Source organism: Pseudomonas sp. Pso3 (assembly GCF_055393275.1).
On record NZ_AP043687.1, the window covers coordinates 1,224,298 to 1,243,570 of the forward strand.

General features: G+C 67.2%; 14 protein-coding genes and 1 pseudogene. 7 read left to right on the forward strand and 8 right to left on the reverse strand.

Annotated elements, in window-relative coordinates:
• Positions 1-21: 21 nt before the first annotated feature.
• Positions 22-945 (forward strand): SdiA-regulated domain-containing protein, encoded by a 924-nt coding sequence (locus ACZ5R1_RS05725; protein ID WP_464712861.1) that lies wholly within the window; start codon positions 22-24, stop codon positions 943-945.
• Here the strand turns inward: ACZ5R1_RS05725 and ACZ5R1_RS05730 are convergent, their stop codons facing one another.
• Positions 946-1,470 carry an ankyrin repeat domain-containing protein gene (locus tag ACZ5R1_RS05730; RefSeq protein ID WP_340245700.1) on the reverse strand — a complete coding sequence of 175 codons (525 nt, stop codon included), beginning with the start codon at positions 1,468-1,470 and terminating at the stop codon, positions 946-948.
• 276 nt (positions 1,471-1,746) lie between these two features.
• Positions 1,747-2,838, reverse strand: coding sequence for a hypothetical protein (locus tag ACZ5R1_RS05735; RefSeq protein ID WP_464712862.1), 1,092 nt, complete (start codon positions 2,836-2,838; stop codon positions 1,747-1,749).
• Between the two features lie 276 nt (positions 2,839-3,114).
• On the opposite strand from ACZ5R1_RS05735, the gene selA reads away from it, so the two are divergent.
• Positions 3,115-4,524, forward strand: a complete 1,410-nt coding sequence (selA, locus tag ACZ5R1_RS05740; protein ID WP_464712863.1) for an L-seryl-tRNA(Sec) selenium transferase — start codon at positions 3,115-3,117, stop codon at positions 4,522-4,524.
• On the opposite strand, the gene phnE is transcribed toward selA, so the two are convergent.
• The 5 genes and pseudogenes from phnE to ACZ5R1_RS05765 all read right to left on the reverse strand — a co-directional run bounded on the left by phnE (position 4,521) and on the right by ACZ5R1_RS05765 (position 9,892).
• Complete coding sequence (gene phnE / locus ACZ5R1_RS05745) at positions 4,521-5,252, reverse strand: phosphonate ABC transporter, permease protein PhnE (protein ID WP_241808625.1); 732 nt, start codon at positions 5,250-5,252, stop codon at positions 4,521-4,523. The genes selA and phnE overlap by 4 nt on opposite strands.
• Positions 5,253-5,303: 51 nt before the next feature.
• Positions 5,304-6,116, reverse strand: a pseudogene (locus ACZ5R1_RS05750) (PhnE/PtxC family ABC transporter permease); the annotation flags it as partial.
• Positions 6,110-6,919 carry a phosphonate ABC transporter ATP-binding protein gene (locus tag ACZ5R1_RS05755; protein ID WP_042138135.1) on the reverse strand — a complete coding sequence of 270 codons (810 nt, stop codon included), beginning with the start codon at positions 6,917-6,919 and terminating at the stop codon, positions 6,110-6,112. The pseudogene ACZ5R1_RS05750 and the gene ACZ5R1_RS05755, both read right to left, overlap by 7 nt.
• The gene (locus ACZ5R1_RS05760) at positions 6,916-7,764 is read right to left on the reverse strand and encodes a putative selenate ABC transporter substrate-binding protein (protein ID WP_007162378.1); all 849 of its coding nucleotides are present in this window, start codon (positions 7,762-7,764) and stop codon (positions 6,916-6,918) included. Before ACZ5R1_RS05760 ends, ACZ5R1_RS05755 begins: the two co-directional genes overlap by 4 nt.
• A 199-nt stretch (positions 7,765-7,963) precedes the next feature.
• The gene (locus tag ACZ5R1_RS05765) at positions 7,964-9,892 is read right to left on the reverse strand and encodes a transglycosylase SLT domain-containing protein (protein WP_027598374.1); all 1,929 of its coding nucleotides are present in this window, start codon (positions 9,890-9,892) and stop codon (positions 7,964-7,966) included.
• Between the two features lie 220 nt (positions 9,893-10,112).
• Between ACZ5R1_RS05765 and ACZ5R1_RS05770 the strand changes: the two genes are divergently transcribed.
• Positions 10,113-12,023 (forward strand): ATP-binding cassette domain-containing protein, encoded by a 1,911-nt coding sequence (locus tag ACZ5R1_RS05770; RefSeq protein ID WP_027598373.1) that lies wholly within the window; start codon positions 10,113-10,115, stop codon positions 12,021-12,023.
• Positions 12,024-12,041: 18 nt separating this feature from the next.
• Here the strand turns inward: ACZ5R1_RS05770 and ACZ5R1_RS05775 are convergent, their stop codons facing one another.
• Positions 12,042-12,482, reverse strand: a complete 441-nt coding sequence (locus tag ACZ5R1_RS05775; RefSeq protein ID WP_007162381.1) for a universal stress protein — start codon at positions 12,480-12,482, stop codon at positions 12,042-12,044.
• 359 nt (positions 12,483-12,841) lie between these two features.
• On the opposite strand from ACZ5R1_RS05775, the gene fadB reads away from it, so the two are divergent.
• From fadB to topA, 4 genes are all read left to right on the forward strand, one after another.
• A complete protein-coding gene (fadB, locus tag ACZ5R1_RS05780; RefSeq protein WP_027598372.1) occupies positions 12,842-14,989 on the forward strand; it encodes a fatty acid oxidation complex subunit alpha FadB in 2,148 nt (715 codons plus the stop codon).
• 15 nt (positions 14,990-15,004) lie between these two features.
• Positions 15,005-16,183, forward strand: coding sequence for an acetyl-CoA C-acyltransferase FadA (gene fadA, locus ACZ5R1_RS05785; protein ID WP_007162383.1), 1,179 nt, complete (start codon positions 15,005-15,007; stop codon positions 16,181-16,183).
• Between the two features lie 72 nt (positions 16,184-16,255).
• A complete protein-coding gene (locus ACZ5R1_RS05790) occupies positions 16,256-16,507 on the forward strand; it encodes a DUF1653 domain-containing protein (protein ID WP_027598370.1) in 252 nt (83 codons plus the stop codon).
• A gap of 149 nt (positions 16,508-16,656) precedes the next feature.
• Complete coding sequence (topA, locus tag ACZ5R1_RS05795; RefSeq protein ID WP_027598369.1) at positions 16,657-19,263, forward strand: type I DNA topoisomerase; 2,607 nt, start codon at positions 16,657-16,659, stop codon at positions 19,261-19,263.
• The last annotated feature ends 10 nt before the right edge of the window (positions 19,264-19,273 follow it).

Here is a 19,273-nt window from a genome sequence, read left to right on the forward strand (position 1 = left end):
CAACAATGACGGGGCAAGGCGATGACGGCGTGGGTACGACGGATCAGGATCGGACGGACCGGCTGGCTGCTGGCCTTGGCGCTGCTGCTGGCACTGGGGGTGACCCAGGGCCTGCGCAGCAGCCATCTGGACAGCCAGTTGCTGTTCTGGCTCGGCCAGCAGTGGCAGAGCGAACCCCGAACCTCCCTGGAACTGGGTCGCTACCGGGTGGCGGTGGAAGCCAAGACGGTGGCCGGGGTCACCGAGAATCTGTCCGACCTCAGCTACGACCCGGAGCGGGATCGGCTCTGGGCGGTGGTCAACAATCCGCCGGAGTTGCTGGCCCTGAGCCGTGACGGCGAGCTGCTGCAACGCCATCGCCTGGAAGGCTTCGACGACGTCGAAGGCGTGACCTATCTGGGCAACGACCGCCTGCTACTGGCGGAAGAGGGCGCCAACGCCCTGACCCTGGTAGGCATCCCCGAAGGCGACGACGTGCTCCGGCGCAAGGACTATCGCAGCCTGACCCTGGATCTCTTCCCCCGCGCCAACCAGGGCTTCGAAGGCCTGGACTACGACGCCGCCCGCGATCGCCTGTTCGTGGTCAAGGAGCACTCGCCGCGCAAGCTCTATGAAATCCGGGGCCTGCTCAGGAGCTTCGACGGCGACTTCGCCCTGCGCTTCATCGATCGCCAGGCCTGGCTGGACCAGGCGCCCAGCACCGGCGACCTGTCCGCGGTCCATGTCGATCGCCGCACCGGCCACCTGCTGCTGCTCAGCGACGAGTCGCGGGTGCTGATCGAGCTCGATGACCAGGGCCATACCCTGGATACCCGTTCCCTGGTGGCGCCCTTCGGCGGCCTGTCACGGCGGATCCGCCAGCCCGAGGGCGTCACCCTGGATACCGCCGGCAACCTCTATGTGGTCAGCGAACCCAATCTGTTCTATCGCTACCAGAAGCGCTGATCAGACGCCGCCCAGTCGCTCCAGCACGGCAGGGGTGTCCTGGGCGCCCATGGCGCGGGCCACGCTCAGCGCCGTGTTGCCGGCGGCGTCCCGGGCCTTGGGGTCGGCGCCGCGGGCGACCAGCAATTCCACCATCTGCACGTGATTGAACATGGCCGCCATCATCAGTGCGGTCTTGCCGTCGGGCATGGCGCCCTCCACGGCGGCGCCGTGCTCCAGCAGCAGTTCGGCCATCGGCAGGTTGTTCTTGAAGGCCGCCCCGGCCAGGGGCGACTGGCCCATGTCGTTGGCGAGGTTCGGATCGGCCCGGTGCTCCAGCAGGACGCGACTGGTCTCCAGGTGACCGTGGTAGCTGGCCAGCATCAGCAGGCTGTCGCCCTTGTGATTGCGCAGATTGGGCGTCAGCCCCTTTTCCAGCACCAGGGCCAGCACCTCGGCATTGCCGGTGCGCGCGAGGTTGAACACCTCGGTGGCGAATTCCTGGGCTTCTTCATCGGTCATGCGCTGGGGACCGTCTGCGGTCATGGGGTTCTCCTGGGCTAAAGGCGGGCGGGACCCTCGGGGTCCCGGACGATAGGAGGGCAGACCCGAACGGCAGGAGGGAGTTCTCTCGCGGCGGCGAAACAAGGCCGCCGCAAGAGCATGAGTCGGTTATAAAGCGTCGCGAGCGGTTGTCAGACAGGTGTGTGCGGCGCGCAGGAACCGGACCGGGCTCGCGTACGAGTGTACGAGTAGTACATGAGGATTCCGAGCACCGCACGTGCCTGTATGGCGGACGCGCAGTAGTTTTATAAGCGGCTCTCAGCCGAAGGTGGCGTGGGTCTCGGCATAGGCCTGCAATTCCGCCACGCTGTAGTTGCCGACCATCAGCACCGGGCCATGGGCCGTGCCGATCTGCGCCGGCAGGGTGTCCAGAAAACCACCGGTAGGGGTCACCCCGAGGTTGGTGTATTCGGCGGCCGGCAGATGGAATTCGGCGATCAGGCGCGCCGCTTCGGCGATTCCGGCGGCCACGCTGAGCGGATGCAGGGCCGCCCCTAGCAGATTGACCTGGCCACCGTTGTCGCCGTTGAACAGATGGCCGACCTTGGCCGCCGCCTGGGTCAGGTCGTGCTGGTCGGCCTGGGCACCGATCAGGAACAGCGAGCCATAGTGCGGCAGGCTGCCGCCACCCTCGGCCTGGCTGACGAAGCTGGGCGCGAAGGGCTGTTCGCCGCGGATGTCGGAGCTGTAGTTGGCTACCGGATCGCCCAGGGTGACCACATTGACGAAATTGCCCCCATGGCCCACGGCCCGAGCATCGCGGGGAATGCCCGAGGCCTCGAAGCTGATGCCGCCGAGACCGGTCTGCTGGGCGACGTAGGCCGCCGAGATGCCACCCAGGGAGTGGCCGGTGACGAAGATGTCCTGGGTGCCATAACCCTGCTTGGCCGCCGCCTCGATCACCTGGTGGGCGAAGTCCAGCGACTGCCGCTGGGCGCTGGAGACCTGCTGGCCGAGGATCTGCAGATCGCTCAGCAGGCCACCGGCGGTAGAGAGGGGATCGATCAGCAGATTCTCGCCTCTGGTGGTGCCGGCATAGGTGATGAGCACCTGGTTCTCGGCGGTGATCCAGGTGTGGGCCGTGGCGCCGTTGAGCGAGTTGTGCAGCGTCAGCTGATGGCCATCGACGAGGAACGGCCGCATGCCGTCGGGCGTGCCACCCAGTACGTACTCGCTGATGGCGCCGTTGAGGAATTCGCTGACGGTGGGGGTGCTGGCCGAGTGGGTCTGCGCCAGCGGCGTGGCCGCGGCGCTCTTCAGCGTGTGCAGGTAGGTGAAGTTGCCGAGGCTGACGATGTCGCTGTTGTCGAGCAGGCCATCGCTGGCCCAGAGGGAGGATTTCTTGGACATGACGGCACCTTTGTTATTTTCGTGAGGTGGACGTGGTGGCCAGGGCCCTCCACGCCAGGACCGCGGCAGGTGGCTGGGAAGAGCCCGCGAAACCATCCTAGGACGGGCTCTGGCACGCGGCAAACCGGGAACCCGGGGGTCATTTCCGGACGCCCCGGGTCCGGGTTCGGGCCGCTCTCTCCCAGGGCGGGACGAGCCTGCGGCAGTCCGGCGCCCCTGGTCGACCCGCCGCGGGTTCGGGCTACACTGGGGGTCGACTCGACCCAAGAGGCTCCCATGACCGCCATCCGCCTGCCGTCCATCGACCGCCTGCTGCGCCATCCCGCTTCGCGTCCGCTGGAGGAACGCCACGGTCGCGAGCAGGTCCTTGGCGGCTATCGCTCGCTGCTGGACGATCTGCGCGAGGCCTTGAGGGCCGGCACCCTGACCGCGGTGGAGGTGGAGGAGGGCGTGCTGGCCGGGCGCCTGGGCGAGCGGCTGGCGTTGCACAGCCAGCCGCGGGTGCGGCGGGTGTTCAACCTCACCGGCACGGTGCTGCACACCAACCTGGGGCGGGCGCTGTTGGCGGAAGAGGCCATCGCCGCGGTAGCCGAGGCCGCGCGTCAGCCGATGAATCTGGAATTCGACCTGGCCACTGGCAAACGCGGCGATCGCGACGACCTGGTCGCCGACCTGGTGCGCGAACTCACCGGCGCCGAGGCGGTGACGGTGGTCAACAACAACGCCGCGGCGGTCCTGCTGGCCCTGCATGCCATAGGCGCACGCAAGGAAGGGGTGCTGTCCCGCGGCGAGCTGATCGAGATCGGTGGCGCCTTCCGCATCCCCGACATCATGGCCCGCGCCGGGGTCAAGCTGGTGGAGGTGGGCACCACCAACCGTACCCATGCCCGCGACTACGAAGCCGCCATCGGCCCGCGCACCGCGCTGCTGATGCGGGTGCACACCAGCAACTACAGCGTCCAGGGCTTTACCGCCAGCGTGGCTACGGCGGAGCTGGCCGCCATCGCCCGCGCCCATAAAGTGCCGCTGTTGGAAGACCTGGGCAGCGGCACCCTGGTGGACCTGACCCGTTGGGGACTGCCCGCCGAACCCACGGTGCAGCAGGCCCTGCGCGACGGCGCCGACCTGGTGACCTTCAGTGGCGACAAGCTGCTCGGCGGCCCCCAGTGCGGCCTCATCGTCGGTCGCCGCGACCTCATCGAGCGCATCAAGAAGAATCCGCTCAAGCGGGCGTTGCGGGTCGACAAGCTGACCCTGGCCGCCCTGGAGGCGACCCTGGCGCTCTATCGCGATCCGGATCGACTGGCCGAGCGGTTGCCCAGCCTGCGCCTGCTGTCGCGCCCGGCCGAGGCCATCACCACCCAGGCCGAGCGGCTGCTGCCGGCCTTCGCCGCCGTGCTGGGCACGACCTATGCGGTCAGCGTGGAGCCGGCGCTGGGCATGATCGGCAGTGGCGCCCAGCCGGTTGCCCGCCTGCCCGGGGCGGCGCTGTGCTGTCGCCCCCAGGTCAGCAAGCGCCTGCGTGGGCGCGCCTTGCGGCAACTGGAAGAAGGCCTGCGCCAGCTACCCATCCCGGTGGTGGGGCGCATCGACGCCGATGCGCTCTGGCTGGATCTGCGCCAGCTCGACGATGAAGCCGCCTTTCTCGCGCAATTGCCAGCGCTGCTGCTGCCGAAGATTCGTTAACGGACGACCCAGCGCTGCCGGGCCCAATTGCTCAGCAGATCCACGCCCAGCACCAGCACCAGCATGCCGAGGATCACGGTGGCGGCCTGGGCCTGCTGGAACAGGCTCAGGCTGAAGTACAGCTGCTGCCCCAGGCCACCGGCGCCGACGAAGCCGAGGATGCTGGCCATGCGGATATTGTTTTCCCAGCGATAGAGCAGATAGGCCAGCAACTGCGGCCAGACCGCCGGCAGGGTGCCGTAGAGAAAGGCCGCCAGCGCGCCACCGCCGGCCAGGCGAATGGCTTCGGCGGGGGCCTTGGGCGTGTTTTCCAGGGCTTCGGCGAACAGCCGGCCGAGCACCCCGGCGGTGTGCAGGGCCAGGGCCAGGGTACCGGCGTTGGGTCCCAGGCCGGCGGCCAGCACCATCAGCGCCGCCCAGACCAGTTCCGGCACGGCGCGCAGGGCATTGAGCAGCAGCCGCGCCAGCGCCAGGGCGCCCAGGCCTAGGCGCCCGGCCGCCGGCAGCGCCAGCAGGATGCCGAGCAGCCCGGCGAGCAGGGTACCCAGGGCCGACATGGCCAGGGTTTCCACCGTGCCGTGGGCCACGGCCGACAGCTGGGCGAGGGAGAAGTCCGGCTGGAGAAAGTCGGCCAGGAAGCTGCCCATCTGCGCCAGGGCGCGGGCGCTCAGCAATTCGCCGAAGGCGGTGCCCAGGTAGCTGGCGGACGCCACCAGGGCGGCGCCCATGGCCAGCACCGTCAGAGTGCCCCGGCCCCGGCCCTGACCGCGCTCCACCTGGCGCAGCAGGCGACTGAGCACATCGGCCAGGAGCACCAGCACCAGGAAGGTCAGCAGCAGGCTGGCCACCTCGCCACCGGCAAACATGCGCAGCGACAGATCGACCTGCTGGCCCAGGCCCCCGGCGCCGACGAAGCCCATCACCACCGAGGCGCGAACGGCGCACTCCCAGCGATAGACGCTGTAGGAAATCATCTCGCCCGCGGCGTTGGGCAGCACGCCATAGACGAAGGCCTGCAGGCGACCGGCGCCCTGCAGTAGCAGGGCCCGCGCCGGGCGGGGATCGACCGATTCGAAGATTTCCGCATAGACCTTGCCCAGCATGCCGCCGTAGGTGATGGAGATGGCCAGCACCCCGGCGGTGGGACCCAGGCCCACGGCGCGGACGAACAGCAGCGCCCAGACGATCTCCGGCACGCTGCGCAGGACGATCAGCACCCCGCGCACCAGTCCGCGGAGCAGGCGCGGCAGGCGGCCTGGACGTCCGCCGCGGGGCAGGGCGGAGATCGACAGGACACGGGTGGCGAGCAGGGCGGCGGGCAGGGCGATCAGCGCCGCCAGGGCCATGCCCAGGGTGGCGATGGCCAGGGTTTCCAGGGTGGCGCGCCCGAGCACGGCGAGAAAGTCGGCGTCATGGGCGGGCGGCCAGAAGCCGGCGAGAAAGTTGCCCATGGTGCGGGCGTTGTCGCCGGTGAAGAGACCCAGCAGATCGAATTCCGCCAGGCGCAGCGTCGGCCAGGCCAGCAGCAGGGCCAGCAGGGTGAGCAGCAGTCGGGACCGGGCGGCCGGGTCCTGGCGGGGTGAGGTCAGCATCGCGGCAGGTCGAGCGGTGTCTCGGCTGGGGCCGGGGCGGCAGGCTTGAGGGTGGTGCTCAGGCCTTCATTGGCATAAAGGTCGGCGAGGTCGGTCGGGGTGACCGCGCTGGCGGGCTTGTCCCACAGCAGCCGCCCGGCCCGCAGACCGAGGATGCGCGGAAAGCGCTGCAACGCCAGTTCGACGTTGTGCAGGCTGGTGACCAGGGTGGTGCCCTGGCGCGCCGCGGCGTCGCTCAGCACCTCCAGGGTATGGGCGGCCAGCACCGGGTCCATGGCCGACACGGGTTCGTCGGCGAGCAGCAGCTGCGGCTGCTGGTAGAGCGCCCGGGCGATGCCGATGCGCTGCAACTGGCCACCGGACAGCTGATCGCAGGAGGAGTAGAGGCGATCGGCGAGATCCAGCGGCGCCAGGGCCGCCGCGGCGCCGGCGCGATCCAGCGGATGCACCAGGCTGACCAGGCTGCGCGCCAGCGACCACTGGCCGAGACGGCCGGCAAGCACTGCGGTGATGACGCGCTGGCGCGCCGGCAAGGGCGGCGCCTGGTGGATCAGGCCGATACGGGCGCGCAACTGACGCCGCGCCCGGTTGCCCAGGCTCCAGGGCTGCTGGCCGAGCAGCTCCAGCTCACCCGCGAGCGGCCGCAGCCCGGTGGCCAGCAGGCGCAGCAGGCTGGTCTTGCCCGCCCCGGACGGACCGATCAGCGCGACCTGCTCACCCTGTTGCAGGTTGAGGTCGAGATCGGCCAGGGCGGGCGAGCCGTCGGCGTGTACCAGCGTCACGCCCCTGAGGGCGAGACTCACTTGAGCAGGCCGGCCGCCAGGGCGGAAGCCTCGATGCTCTTGTAGTTGTCCGGCGAGGTCGGCACGAAGCGGCTGGCCGCCTGCAGGTCGAGGATCGCCTTGTCGGCCGGCTTGGCCGGATCCAGGTCGAGGAAGGCCTGCTTGATCTTGGCCGCCAGTTGCGGATCCAGATTGCCGCGCACCGTCCAGTTGTAGTCGTAGTAGGCCGGGGTGGTGGAGATGACCCGGACCTTGCTGGTGTCGACCTTGCCGGCGTCGACCAGCTTCTTCCACACCGAGGCGTTGAGCACGCCGGCATCGGCCTTGCCCGCGGCGACCCAGGCGACGGTGGCGTCATGGGCGCCGGAATAGGCCACCCGCGAGAAGAACTGCTCGGGAACGATGCCGTCCTGCTGCATGAAGTAGCGCGGCATCAGGCTGCCTGAGGTGGAAGAGACCGAACCGAAGGCGAAGGTCTTGCCCTTGAGGTCCTGCAGGGTCTTCACGGCCGGGTCGGCGGTGATGAACTTGCTAGTGAACTGCTGATCTTCTGCGCGCTGCACCAGGGGGGTCATCGGCGCCTTGCGCTGCGCCTGGACGAAGGTGAAACCGCCGAACCAGGCCAGGTCCAGGCGATCCGAGGCCATGGCTTCCACCACGCCGGCATAGTCGGACACCGGGACGAATTTCACCGGCATGCCCAGGCGCTGCTCCAGGTATTCACCCAGCGGCTTGAACTTGCGGATCAGCTCGGTGGGCGCCTCGTCGGGAATGGCCGAGACGCGCAGTTCGTCGGCGGCGTGGGAGAGCAGGGAAGTCAGGGACAGGGCCAGGCCTGCTGCCAGGGCCAGCGAACGCTTGAGCATGGGTTTCTCCGGTTCAATAGCGGAAAAAAAGGGGCTGCAGTATAGGGGGTGGCGCTGTTTTGCGCAGCCGTCACGCGGCGGCAGGCCTTGCGGGATGCAGTTTGTCGAAAGGCGCGACGGCTCTGGGAAGCGGGCATGCAGCGGACGCGACTCGGCGTGCGGGTCCGCTGCGGTGGTGTCAGGACGGGTCGGCGAGCACTCAGGTCTCGTCGAAGAAACGCTCGTTCCAGTCCACCAGGGGTTGCGGCGAATTGAGCTTCTGCCCGTAGATCACCGCATAGGCCAGCACGTTCTGCACGTATTGCCGCGTCTCGTCGAAGGGAATGGTCTCCACCCAGACATCGAAGGCCAGGTGGCGGGCGCCCGTCAGCCAGCGCTTCACCCGCCCCGGGCCGGCGTTGTAGGCGGCCGAGGCCAGCACCCGGTTGCCGTTGAACTGGGCATGGACCATGGACAGATAGGCGGTGCCCAACTGGATGTTCTTCTCCGGGGTCAGCGCCTGTTGCGGCGAGGCCAGGGGAATGGCGAACTTGCTGGCGGTATGGCTGGCGGTGGCCGGCATCAGCTGCATCAACCCCATGGCGCCCACCCCGGAGCGTGCATCGGCCATGAAGCCGCTCTCCTGGCGGGTGATGGCGAACACCCAGCTGCTGTGCAGACCGCGGGTCTGGGCCTCGCGCACGAAGCTTTCGCGATAGGCGATGGGGAAGCGGATGTCCAGGTCGTCCCAGTACTTGGCCAGGCTGATGGTGCGAATCGCCGGGAAGTACCACTGCATGTCGTAGGCCATGCGGGCCTGGGCCACCAGTTCGTCACGGTTGAAGTGACGGCTGACATAGAACCACTCGCGGCGAGCATTGATCGGCTCGCCACGGGCGATGAATTCCAGGGCCCGCTGCACGCCGGGGGTGTTGCGCACCTTGCGCTTGAGGGCGTCGCTGAGCATCAGCGGCTTGTTGTTGAGCTGATAGGGCGCCTTGCTGCGGTCGGCGGCAAGGAAGCCATAGTAGTCGCGCTCGCGACTGACCTCGGCGTATTCCCGCAGCACCGCCGGACTCTGCGGCTGCATCAGCTCCAGGGTCCGGGCGCGCCAGTATTCCCAGCGATTGGCCTTGGCCAGGCTCGGCGGAAAGCGCTCGATCAGCGCATGGGCATCGCTCCAGCGACCCAGGCGCAGCAGCAGGCGGGCGCGCCATTCGCTGACGTCGTCGTCCCGCAACTCGGGATCATAGCGCTCCATCAGCGGCAGGGCGCGCGGATCGAAGTTCTTCGCCAGGGTCAGGCCGATCTGGCGGGCGATGGCGACCTTTTCATCGCGGGTGAAGGGCATGCGCTGGCTGTAGATTTCGAGCAGGCTCATGGCCTGTTCCGGATCCTGGCGCGCCAGCTTGCGCAGGCCCAGGCCGACCACGTCGGCGAGACTCTCGCTGGCCGGGGCGAAGGCCTGGACATTGGCGATCTGCTGCGGCTTCTGGGCCACGTCGATCAGCCGCTGGGCCTGGCCGGACAGCGTCGGCAACTGGGCGGACAGGGTGCGCACCAGGCCGTACTCGCCCTTGTCGGCGGCCAGCTTGGCACGCTCCCAGACGCGCTCCTCGGTGAGTTGCCCGCGCGCCGCCCAGGCCTGGAACAGGCCGTCGCAGGTGGTCGGCTGGGCCTTGCCCACCAGCCAGTATTTCTCCGCCAGTTTGAAGCCCTCGCTGGCATTGCCCTGGGCGATCAGGTACTGGCCGTGCAGGCAGTCCAGCTCGGTGAAGTTGAAGTCCGGCGAATAGTATTTCTCGAAGCGATTCCAGTCGCCGCGATCGGCCAGGCTGCGCAGCCAGCGCAGGCGCAGCCAGTTGGACTGCGGCAGATCGCCGTGCTCGGCGAGAAAGGTCTCGATCTCGGCATCGCTGGCCCCGGGAACGCGCTTGATCAGCTCGTCATAGGCCAGGTAAGGCTCCAGCGGATAGGTGCGCAATTCACCGCGATTGGCCAGGTAGACACTGGCATCGCCGCGGTCCAGCGCCGCCTTGGCCTGGTCGTAGAGTTGCCGCTGCTGCTCCAGGGGAGCGGCTTGCGAGGTGGTGGAGCCGATCAGGGGAGCGAGGAGCAGGGGCAGGATGACGAACAGGCGACCGCGCATGGGAATTCCGTAAAAGCTGGATGCGGAGGGGGCGGCGCGCACTGCGCAAGGCAAGCGGCCGACCGTCACGGGGCAGTCTAGCTTACGTGCCGGCGCCAGGCGGCGAAAGCGTCGGCCATGGCCTGCCGTCGGGCGGTCCGGGCGTTTCGCCGGCTCGTGTCGACCGGCGCCGGGGTGGGCGTCTCTGCTAGACTGGCTGGCCTTTTTCGCGGAGAAACCCATGGCGCTGCTCAAGTTCACCAACGTATCCCTGGCCTTTGGCGTCACCCCCTTGCTGGACGGGGTGTCCTGGCAGATCGAGCGGGGCGAGCGGGTATGCATCATCGGCCGCAACGGCACCGGCAAATCCAGCCTCCTGCGCATCGTCAAGGGCGAGCAGCAGGCCGATGACGGCGAGGTCTGGCGCGCCCCGGCGCTGAAGATCGGCGAACTGCCGCAGGAATTGCCGCGCGCCGACGACCGCTCGGTGTTCGACGTGGTGGCCGCGGGCCTGGCCGGCGTCGGCGAATTGCTCGCCGAGTACCATCACCTGACCCAGGACACCAGCGGCGAACTGGATATGGAGCGGCTCATGCACGTCCAGCAGGAGCTGGAGGCCCGCGATGGCTGGCGCCTGCAGCAACTGGTGGAAAGCACCCTGAGCCGGCTGCAGCTGCCGGCGGAAAAGACCCTCGCCGAACTGTCCGGCGGCTGGCGGCGGCGCGTGCTGCTGGCCCAGGCGCTGGTGGCCGAGCCGGATCTGCTGCTGCTCGACGAACCCACCAACCACTTGGACATCGGCGCCATCGCCTGGCTGGAAGACGCCCTGCGCGGCTATCCGGGCGCCGTGCTGTTCATCACCCACGACCGTGCCTTCCTCCAGGCCCTGGCCACCCGCATCCTCGAACTGGATCGCGGCAACCTGATCGACTGGCAGGGCGACTACGCCAGCTTCCTGGTGCACAAGGAGCAGCAACTGGCGGCCGAAGAGACCGCCAACGCCCTGTTCGACAAGCGCCTGGCCCAGGAAGAAGTCTGGATCCGCCAGGGCATCAAGGCCCGGCGTACCCGCAACGAAGGTCGGGTCCGTGCGCTCAAGGCCATGCGCAACGAACGTAGCGAGCGCCGCGAACGCCAGGGCAAGGCCAATCTGCTGCTGGAAACCGCCGACAAGTCCGGCAAGCAGGTCATCCTCGCCGAGCACATGAGCTATGCCCATCCCGGCGGCGAACCCCTGATCCGCGACCTGACCCTGCTGATCCAGCGCGGCGATCGCATCGGCCTGCTCGGTCCCAACGGCTCGGGCAAGACCACCCTGCTCAAGCTGCTGCTGGGTGACCTCCAGCCCACCGCCGGCAAGATCCAGTACGGCACCAAGCTGGAGATCGCCTATTTCGACCAGCTGCGCCTGCAACTGGAACCGGAAAAGACGGTGATCGACAACCTCGCCGAGGGTCGCGAATTCATCACCATCAACGGCCAGGATCGGCATGTGCTGAGCTACCTGGGCGACTTCCTGTTCAGCCCCCAGCGTGCCCGCACGCCGGTCAAGGCGCTGTCCGGTGGCGAACGCGCGCGCCTGCTGCTGGCCAAGCTGTTCAGCAAGCCGGCCAACCTGCTGGTGTTGGACGAACCCACCAACGACCTCGACGTCGAGACCCTGGAGCTGCTGGAAGAGGTGCTGCTGAGTTTCGAGGGCACGGTGCTGATGGTCAGCCACGACCGGGCCTTCCTCGACAACGTGGTGACCAGCACCCTGGTGTTCGAGGGGGAAGGGCGGGTCCGCGAATACGTCGGTGGCTACCAGGACTGGCTGCGCCAGGGCGGCTCGCCGCGTCTGCTCGGCGTGCAGACCCGGGAGGACAGCAAGCCGGCGCCGGCCAAGGCCGAACCCGCGTCCGCTGCGGCACCCGTGGCCGCTGCCGCCGCGCCGGCCAAGCGCAAGCTCAGCTACAAGGAACAGCGTGAGCTGGACGCCCTGCCAGGCGCCATCGAAACCGCGGAGATCGAATTGGAGGCCCTGCAGACCGCCATTGCCGATCCGGGCTTCTACCAGCTGCCGAACGAGGTCACCCAGGCCAAGCTCGCCCGAATGGATGCGCTGCAGGCCGAACTGGATCGCCTCATCGAACGCTGGGCCGAACTGGAATAATCCAGCCCGGCCGCGGGATCAGGCCTTATCTTTCTTCAAGGCTACCGCCAGGGTATCGCAGGGCGCGCCGTGCAGCAGGTCGTTGGACGTCGAGCCCAGCAGCAGCGCCAGGCCGTGACGACCGTGGCTGCCGACCACGATCAGGTCACAGCCCTGTTCCTTGGCCATGCGGTGGATTTCCTGGCGCGGTTGGCCGTAGGCCAGCACGCAATTGCCGGCCAGCTCCGCATACTGGGTAGTGAAACCGTCCAGTCGCTCGCGGGCCTGCTCGATCTGCTGCTGCTGCAGCGACGACAAGTCCATGGGCACGTCGCCGCCAAAGGCCATGGCCATGGGCTCGACCACGTGCACCAGCGACACCTTGCTGCCACAGCACTGACCCAGGGCAACCGCACGGCGGATCACCGGCTGGCAATCTTCGGTCAGGTCGACGGCAACCAATATGTGTTGGTAGGCCATACACATCTCTCCTTCATGATGGGGCGCCAGACCGTACCGTGGCTGGCGCTCGATTCGCAGGCTCTAGCCCACTTGTAGTTTCGACTCCAGGAGTCGGGGATAGCTCCACGGCTATCTTGCACAGAAGCGCGCCAAGCTCAAGCGCCCGCCACGCGAACCCCGCTCGCGCTTTCCCCGTGCGTCCCAATTGACAAGCGCCCGCTTTTGCCAGAAGGTTGTGCGAGCCGTTCAAACGGTTGTATGAATTTTCGCCCCGGCCCGGCCGGTGCCCTCCACAGAACAATATCGGGGCTGGCGATTCTCGGCTTCCACCCAAGCCGCCGCCCGCTTCGCGACCAGGACTCAAGGGAGACCCGCTGATGATTTTCGAAGGCAAAGCCCTTTCGGTGCGCGACGTGGAGGACGGCATCGCCGAACTTCGCTTCGACCTCCAAGGCGAATCGGTCAACAAGTTCAGCGCCATCACCCTGCGCGAATTCCGCCAGGCCGTGGATGCCCTGAAAGCCCACGCCGGCCTGCGCGGCGTCATCGTCACCAGCGGCAAGGACGTCTTCATCGTCGGCGCCGACATCACCGAATTCGTCGAGATGTTCGGTCGGCCGACCGAAGAGCTGCAGGCCGGCATCGCCGAGATCAACCGCATCTTCAACGATTTCGAAGACCTGCCGGTGCCCACCGTGGCCGCCGTGGGCGGCATCGCCCTGGGTGGCGGTTGCGAGATGACCCTGGCCGCCGACTACCGGGTGCTGAGTACCGCAGCGCGCATCGGCCTGCCGGAAGTCAAGCTGGGCATCTATCCGGGCTGGGGTGGTACCGTCCGCCTGCCGCGCCTGATCGGCAGCGACAACGCCATCGAGTGGATCGCGTCCGGCAAGGAAAACGACGCCGCCACCGCTCTCAAGGTCGGCGTGGCCGATGCCGTGGTCGCCCCCGAGCACCTGTTCGACGCCGCCCTGGACCTGGTCCGCCGCGCCGCCGCCGGCGAGCTGGACTACCGCGCCAAGCGCAAGCCCAAGCTGGAAAAGCTGCAGCTCAATGCCATCGAAGCCATGATGGCCTTCGAATCGGCCAAGGGCTTCGTCGCCAGCCAAGCCGGTCCGCACTATCCAGCACCGCTGGAAGCCATCAAGGCCATCCAGAAGTCCGCCAACTACGGCCGCGACAAGGCACTGGAAGTCGAAGGCGCCGGTTTCGCCAAGATGGCCCAGACCTCGGTCTCCGCCAGCCTGGTCGGCCTGTTCCTCAATGACCAGGCGCTCAAGCGCAAGGCCAAGGTGTTGGAGAAGCAGGCCGCGCCGGTCAAGCTGACCAGCGTGCTGGGCGCCGGCATCATGGGTGGCGGCATCGCCTACCAGTCCGCGCTCAAGGGCACCCCGATCCTGATGAAGGACATTCGCGACGAAGCCCTGGAGCTGGGGCTGAGCGAAGCCAGCAAGCTGCTAAACAAGCGCGTCGAGAAGGGCCGCCTGGAGCCGGCGAAGATGGCCGAGGCGCTCAATCGCATCCGCCCGACGCTGTCCTATGGCGACTTCAAGAGCGTCGACCTGGTGGTCGAAGCCGTGGTCGAGAATCCCAAGGTCAAGCAGGCCGTGCTGGCCGAGGTGGAAGGCCAGGTGCGCGAGGACGCCATCCTCACCTCCAACACCTCCACCATTTCCATCAGCCTGCTGGCCCAGGCGCTCAAGCGTCCGGAAAACTTCTGCGGCATGCACTTCTTCAACCCGGTGCACATGATGCCCCTGGTCGAGGTGATCCGCGGCGAGAAGACCAGCGAGAAGGCCATCGCCACCACCGTGGCCTATGCCCGCCAGATGGGCAAGAACCCCATCGTGGTCAACGACTGCCCCGGCTTCCTGGTCAATCGCATCCTCTTCCCGTACTTCGGCGGCTTCGCCGCGCTGCTGGCCCAGGGGGCCGATTTCCAGCGCGTCGACCGGCTGATGGAGAAGTTCGGCTGGCCCATGGGTCCGGCCTACCTGATGGACGTGGTCGGCATGGACACCGCCCACCACGCCCGCGACGTCATGGCCGAGGGTTTCCCCGAGCGCATGAAGGAAAGCCGCAAGACCGCGGTGGACGCCCTCTACGAAGCCCAGCGCTTCGGCCAGAAGAACGGCAAGGGCTTCTATGTCTACGAGACCGACAAGAAGGGCAAGCCGAAGAAGGTCGCCGACCCGGCCGTGGCCGAGGTGCTGGCACCGGTCACCTACGAGCAGCGTGAATTCACCGACGAGGAGATCGTCGAGCGGATGATGGTGCCGCTGTGCCTGGAAGCCGTTCGCTGCCTGGAGGACGGCATCGTCGAGAGCGCCGCCGAGGCCGACATGGGCCTGATCTACGGCATCGGCTTCCCGCCCTTCCGCGGCGGTGCGCTGCGCTACATCGACAGCCTGGGCGTGGCCGAATTCGTCGCCATGGCCGACAAGTACGCCGACCTCGGGCCGCTGTACCACCCGACCCCCAAACTCCGCGAAATGGCCGCCGCTGGCCAACGCTTCTTCGGTTGAGCCTGGAGTAAAGAAATGAGTCTGAATCCGAGAGACGTCGTCATCGTCGACTTCGCCCGCACGCCCATGGGTCGTTCCAAGGGCGGCATGCACCGCAACACCCGCGCCGAGACCCTGTCCGCGCGACTGATCGACGCGGTCCTCGACCGCAATCCCCAGGTCAATCCGGCCGAGGTGGAAGACGTGATCTGGGGCTGCGTCAACCAGACCCTGGAGCAGGGCTGGAACATCGCCCGCATGGCGTCGCTGCTGACCCGCATCCCGCACACCAGCGGCGCCCAGACGGTGAGTCGCCTGTGCGGCTCCTCCATGAGCGCCCTGCACACCGCCGCCCAGGCGATCCAGACCGGCAACGGCGACGTCTTCGTCGTCGGCGGGGTGGAGCACATGGGCCACGTCGGCATGATGCACGGCGTCGACCCGAATCCCCAGCTGTCGCTGCACGCCGCCAAGGCCTCCGGCATGATGGGCCTGACCGCCGAGATGCTGGGCAAGATGCACGGCATCACCCGCGAGGCCCAGGACCAGTTCGGCTATCGCTCGCACCAGCTGGCCTGGAAGGCCACCCAGGAAGGCAAGTTCAAGGACGAGATCATTCCCCTGGAAGGTCACGACGAGAACGGTTTCCTCAAGGTCTTCAGCCATGACGAGACCATCCGTCCGGAAACCACCCTCGAAGGCCTGGCGGCGCTGAAGCCGGCCTTCAACCCCAAGGGCGGTACCGTGACCGCCGGTACCTCTTCGCAGATCACCGACGGCGCCTCCTGCATGCTGGTCATGTCGGCCCAGCGCGCCCAGGACCTCGGCCTGCAGCCGCTGGCCAGGATCCGCGCCATGGCCGTGGCCGGTGTCGATCCGGCGATCATGGGCTACGGTCCGGTCCCGGCTTCGCAGAAGGCGCTCAAGCGCGCCGGTCTGACCATCGCCGACATCGATTTCATCGAACTCAACGAAGCCTTCGCGGCCCAGGCCCTGCCGGTGCTCAAGGACCTCAAGGTGCTCGACAAGATGGAGGAAAAGGTCAATCTGCATGGTGGTGCCATCGCCCTGGGTCACCCCTTCGGTTGCTCTGGCGCCAGAATTTCAGGCACGCTGTTAAATGTCATGAAACAGAATGACGGCACCTTCGGCCTGGCCACCATGTGCGTGGGTCTCGGCCAGGGCATCACCACGGTGTTCGAACGCCTGCGCTGATCCGCCGCAGCGTGCGTCATCCGACCGGGGCGCCCCCAGGGCTGCCCCGGTTTTCTTTTTTCGAGGTGGAACATGGCATTGCAGACGGGACTCTACCGGCACTACAAGGGTCAGCAGTATCGGGTACTGGGCGTGGCCCGGCATTCGGAGACCGAGGAAGAGCTGGTCATCTATCAGGCGCTGTACGGCGAATACGGGCTCTGGGCCCGGCCTCTGAGCATGTTTCGCGAGAGCGTCCAGGTCGATGGCGAGCAGGTGCCGCGCTTCGCACTGATCAGCGTCGAAGCCGATCCCTTGGGTCTGGATGCCACGCCGCAGCCTTGACCTTGCCGACATCGCCACTATATATAGCGGTGCCGCGTTGGCCGACCGCCCCCGGCGCACCAGACTGAAGACGTTCTGGTCCTCCATTCGCCGTTCCGGCGCTCGCCTTTCGCTCGCTCATCGCTTTCAAGCAGGAATCTGACTCTCCCATGGGTAAATCGCTGGTCATCGTGGAATCCCCGGCCAAGGCCAAGACCATCAACAAGTACCTGGGCAACCAGTACGTGGTGAAGTCGAGCATCGGCCACATCCGCGACCTTCCCACCAGCGGCGCCGGCACCGCCAAGGAGCCCGCCGCCAAGACGCGCAAGACCGCCGCCGAGGCGCCCGCGCTGTCACCCAAGGAAAAGGCCCGGCGCCAGCTGTTCGCCCGCATGGGCGTCGATCCCGAGCACGGCTGGAAGGCCCACTACGAGATCCTGCCCGGCAAGGAAAAGGTGATCGAGGAGCTGCGCCGCCTGGCCAAGGACGCCGACACCGTCTATCTCGCAACCGACTTGGACCGCGAAGGGGAGGCCATCGCCTGGCACCTGCGGGAAGCCATCGGTGGCGACGACTCGCGCTATAAGCGCGTGGTCTTCAACGAGATCACCAAGAAGGCCATTCAGGAAGCCTTCTCCCAGCCCGGCGAGCTGGACATCAATCGCGTTAACGCCCAGCAGGCGCGGCGCTTCCTCGACCGCGTGGTCGGCTACATGGTCTCGCCGCTGCTGTGGTCGAAGATCGCCCGTGGCCTGTCCGCCGGTCGGGTGCAGTCCGTCGCGGTCAAGCTGGTGGTAGAGCGCGAGCGCGAGATCCGCGCCTTCGTCCCCGAGGAATACTGGGAGATCCATGCCGACCTGGCCACGCCGAAAAAGGCCCAGGTGCGCTTCGAAGTGGTGCGCGAGAAGGGCGAAGCCTTCAAGCCGCTGAACGAAGCCCAGGCCAAGGCCGCCCTGGCCAAGCTGGAAAAGGCCGCCTATCGCATCGCCAAGCGCGAAGACAAGCCGACCAGCAGCCGGCCCTCGGCGCCCTTCATCACCTCCACCCTGCAGCAGGCGGCGAGCAATCGCCTGGGCTTCGGGGTGAAGAAGACCATGATGATGGCCCAGCGTCTCTATGAGGCCGGCTACATCACCTACATGCGTACCGACTCGACCAACCTGTCGGGCGATGCCATCGCCATGGCCCGCGGCTACATCGAGAGCGAATTCGGCAAGCAGTACCTGCCGGAAAAGGCCAATGTCTACGGCAGCCGCGAAGGCGCCCAGGAGGCGCACGAGGCCATCCGCCCGTCCGACGTCAACGTCAAGCCCAACAGCCTGTCGGGCATGGAACGTGACGCCGAGCGCCTGTACGAACTGATCTGGCGCCAGTTCCTGGCCTGCCAGATGCCGCCGGCCGAGTACCTGTCCACCACGGTGACCGCCGCGGCGGGTGACTTCGAGCTGCGTGCCCGCGGCCGCATCCTCAAGTTCGACGGCTACACCCGCGTCCTGCCGCAGCAGAGCAAGCCGGGCGACGACGACGTCCTGCCCGAGATGAAGCAGGGCGAGGACCTCGGCCTGGTCAAGCTCGACCCGAGCCAGCACTTCACCAAGCCGCCGGCCCGCTTCTCGGAAGCCAGCCTGGTCAAGGAACTGGAGAAGCGCGGCATCGGCCGACCCTCCACCTACGCGGCCATCATTTCCACCATCCAGGATCGTGGCTACGTGACGGTGCACAACCGCCGTTTCTATGCCGAGAAGATGGGCGACATCGTCACCGATCGCCTCAACGAAAGCTTTGCCAACCTGATGGACTTCAGCTTCACCGCCAACATGGAAGGCAACCTGGACAACGTTGCCCAGGGCGAGCGGGACTGGAAGAACCTGCTCGACGAATTCTATGGCGACTTCAAGCAGAAGCTGGAGACCGCCGAGGCCGGCGAGAAGGGCATGAGGGCCAACCAGCCCACCCTGACCGACATTCCCTGCCAGGTCTGCGGCCGGCCGATGATGATCCGCACCGCGTCCACCGGGGTGTTCCTAGGCTGCTCGGGCTATGCCCTGCCGCCCAAGGAACGCTGCAAGGCCACCATCAACCTGGTGCCGGGCGACGAGATTGCCGAAGACGACGAGGGCGAATCCGAGTCCCTGGTCCTGCGCGGCAAGCACCGTTGCCCCATCTGCAGTACGGCGATGGATGCCTACCTGATCGACGAGCACCGCAAGCTGCACGTCTGCGGCAACAACCCGGACTGCCCGGGCTACGAGATCGAAGAGGGCAGCTATCGCATCAAGGGCTATGAAGGCCCCTCGCTGGAATGCGACAAGTGCGGCAGCGAGATGCAGCTCAAGACCGGGCGCTTCGGCAAGTTCTTCGGCTGCACCAATCCGGCCTGCAAGAACACCCGCAAGCTGCTCAAGAACGGCGAGCCGGCCCCGCCGAAGATGGACGCCGTGCCCATGCCGGAGCTGCGCTGCGAAAAGGTCGACGACACCTATGTGCTGCGCGATGGCGCCTCGGGGCTGTTCCTGGCTGCCAGTGGCTTCCCGAAAAATCGCGAGACCCGCGCGCCGTTGGTCAGCGAATTGCTGCCCCATCGCGACGAGATCGATCCCAAGTACCATTATCTGCTCAGTGCCCCGGTGAAGGACTCTGAAGGCCGTCCGGCGGTGATCCGCTTCAGCCGCAAGACCAAGGAGCAGTACGTGCAGACCGAGGTCGAGGGCAAGCCCACCGGCTGGAAGGCCTTCTACGACGGCAAGAAGTGGCAGGTGGAAGAAAAGCGCTAGGAGTCCTGGC

Excerpts from the sequence above, each read along its gene's own strand:
- ACZ5R1_RS05790 (WP_027598370.1), top strand. The coding sequence starts at position 16,256 with ATGGCATTGCAGACGGGACTCTACCGGCACTACAAGGGTCAGCAGTAT.
- ACZ5R1_RS05730 (WP_340245700.1), bottom strand. The coding sequence starts at position 1,470 with ATGACCGCAGACGGTCCCCAGCGCATGACCGATGAAGAAGCCCAGGAA.
- topA (WP_027598369.1), top strand. The coding sequence starts at position 16,657 with ATGGGTAAATCGCTGGTCATCGTGGAATCCCCGGCCAAGGCCAAGACC.
- fadB (WP_027598372.1), top strand. The coding sequence starts at position 12,842 with ATGATTTTCGAAGGCAAAGCCCTTTCGGTGCGCGACGTGGAGGACGGC.
- ACZ5R1_RS05775 (WP_007162381.1), bottom strand. The coding sequence starts at position 12,482 with ATGGCCTACCAACACATATTGGTTGCCGTCGACCTGACCGAAGATTGC.
- ACZ5R1_RS05770 (WP_027598373.1), top strand. The coding sequence starts at position 10,113 with ATGGCGCTGCTCAAGTTCACCAACGTATCCCTGGCCTTTGGCGTCACC.
- fadA (WP_007162383.1), top strand. The coding sequence starts at position 15,005 with ATGAGTCTGAATCCGAGAGACGTCGTCATCGTCGACTTCGCCCGCACG.
- selA (WP_464712863.1), top strand. The coding sequence starts at position 3,115 with ATGACCGCCATCCGCCTGCCGTCCATCGACCGCCTGCTGCGCCATCCC.
- ACZ5R1_RS05760 (WP_007162378.1), bottom strand. The coding sequence starts at position 7,764 with ATGCTCAAGCGTTCGCTGGCCCTGGCAGCAGGCCTGGCCCTGTCCCTG.
- ACZ5R1_RS05735 (WP_464712862.1), bottom strand. The coding sequence starts at position 2,838 with ATGTCCAAGAAATCCTCCCTCTGGGCCAGCGATGGCCTGCTCGACAAC.
- phnE (WP_241808625.1), bottom strand. The coding sequence starts at position 5,252 with ATGGGCGCCGCCCTGGTGGCGTCCGCCAGCTACCTGGGCACCGCCTTC.
- ACZ5R1_RS05765 (WP_027598374.1), bottom strand. The coding sequence starts at position 9,892 with ATGCGCGGTCGCCTGTTCGTCATCCTGCCCCTGCTCCTCGCTCCCCTG.
- ACZ5R1_RS05725 (WP_464712861.1), top strand. The coding sequence starts at position 22 with ATGACGGCGTGGGTACGACGGATCAGGATCGGACGGACCGGCTGGCTG.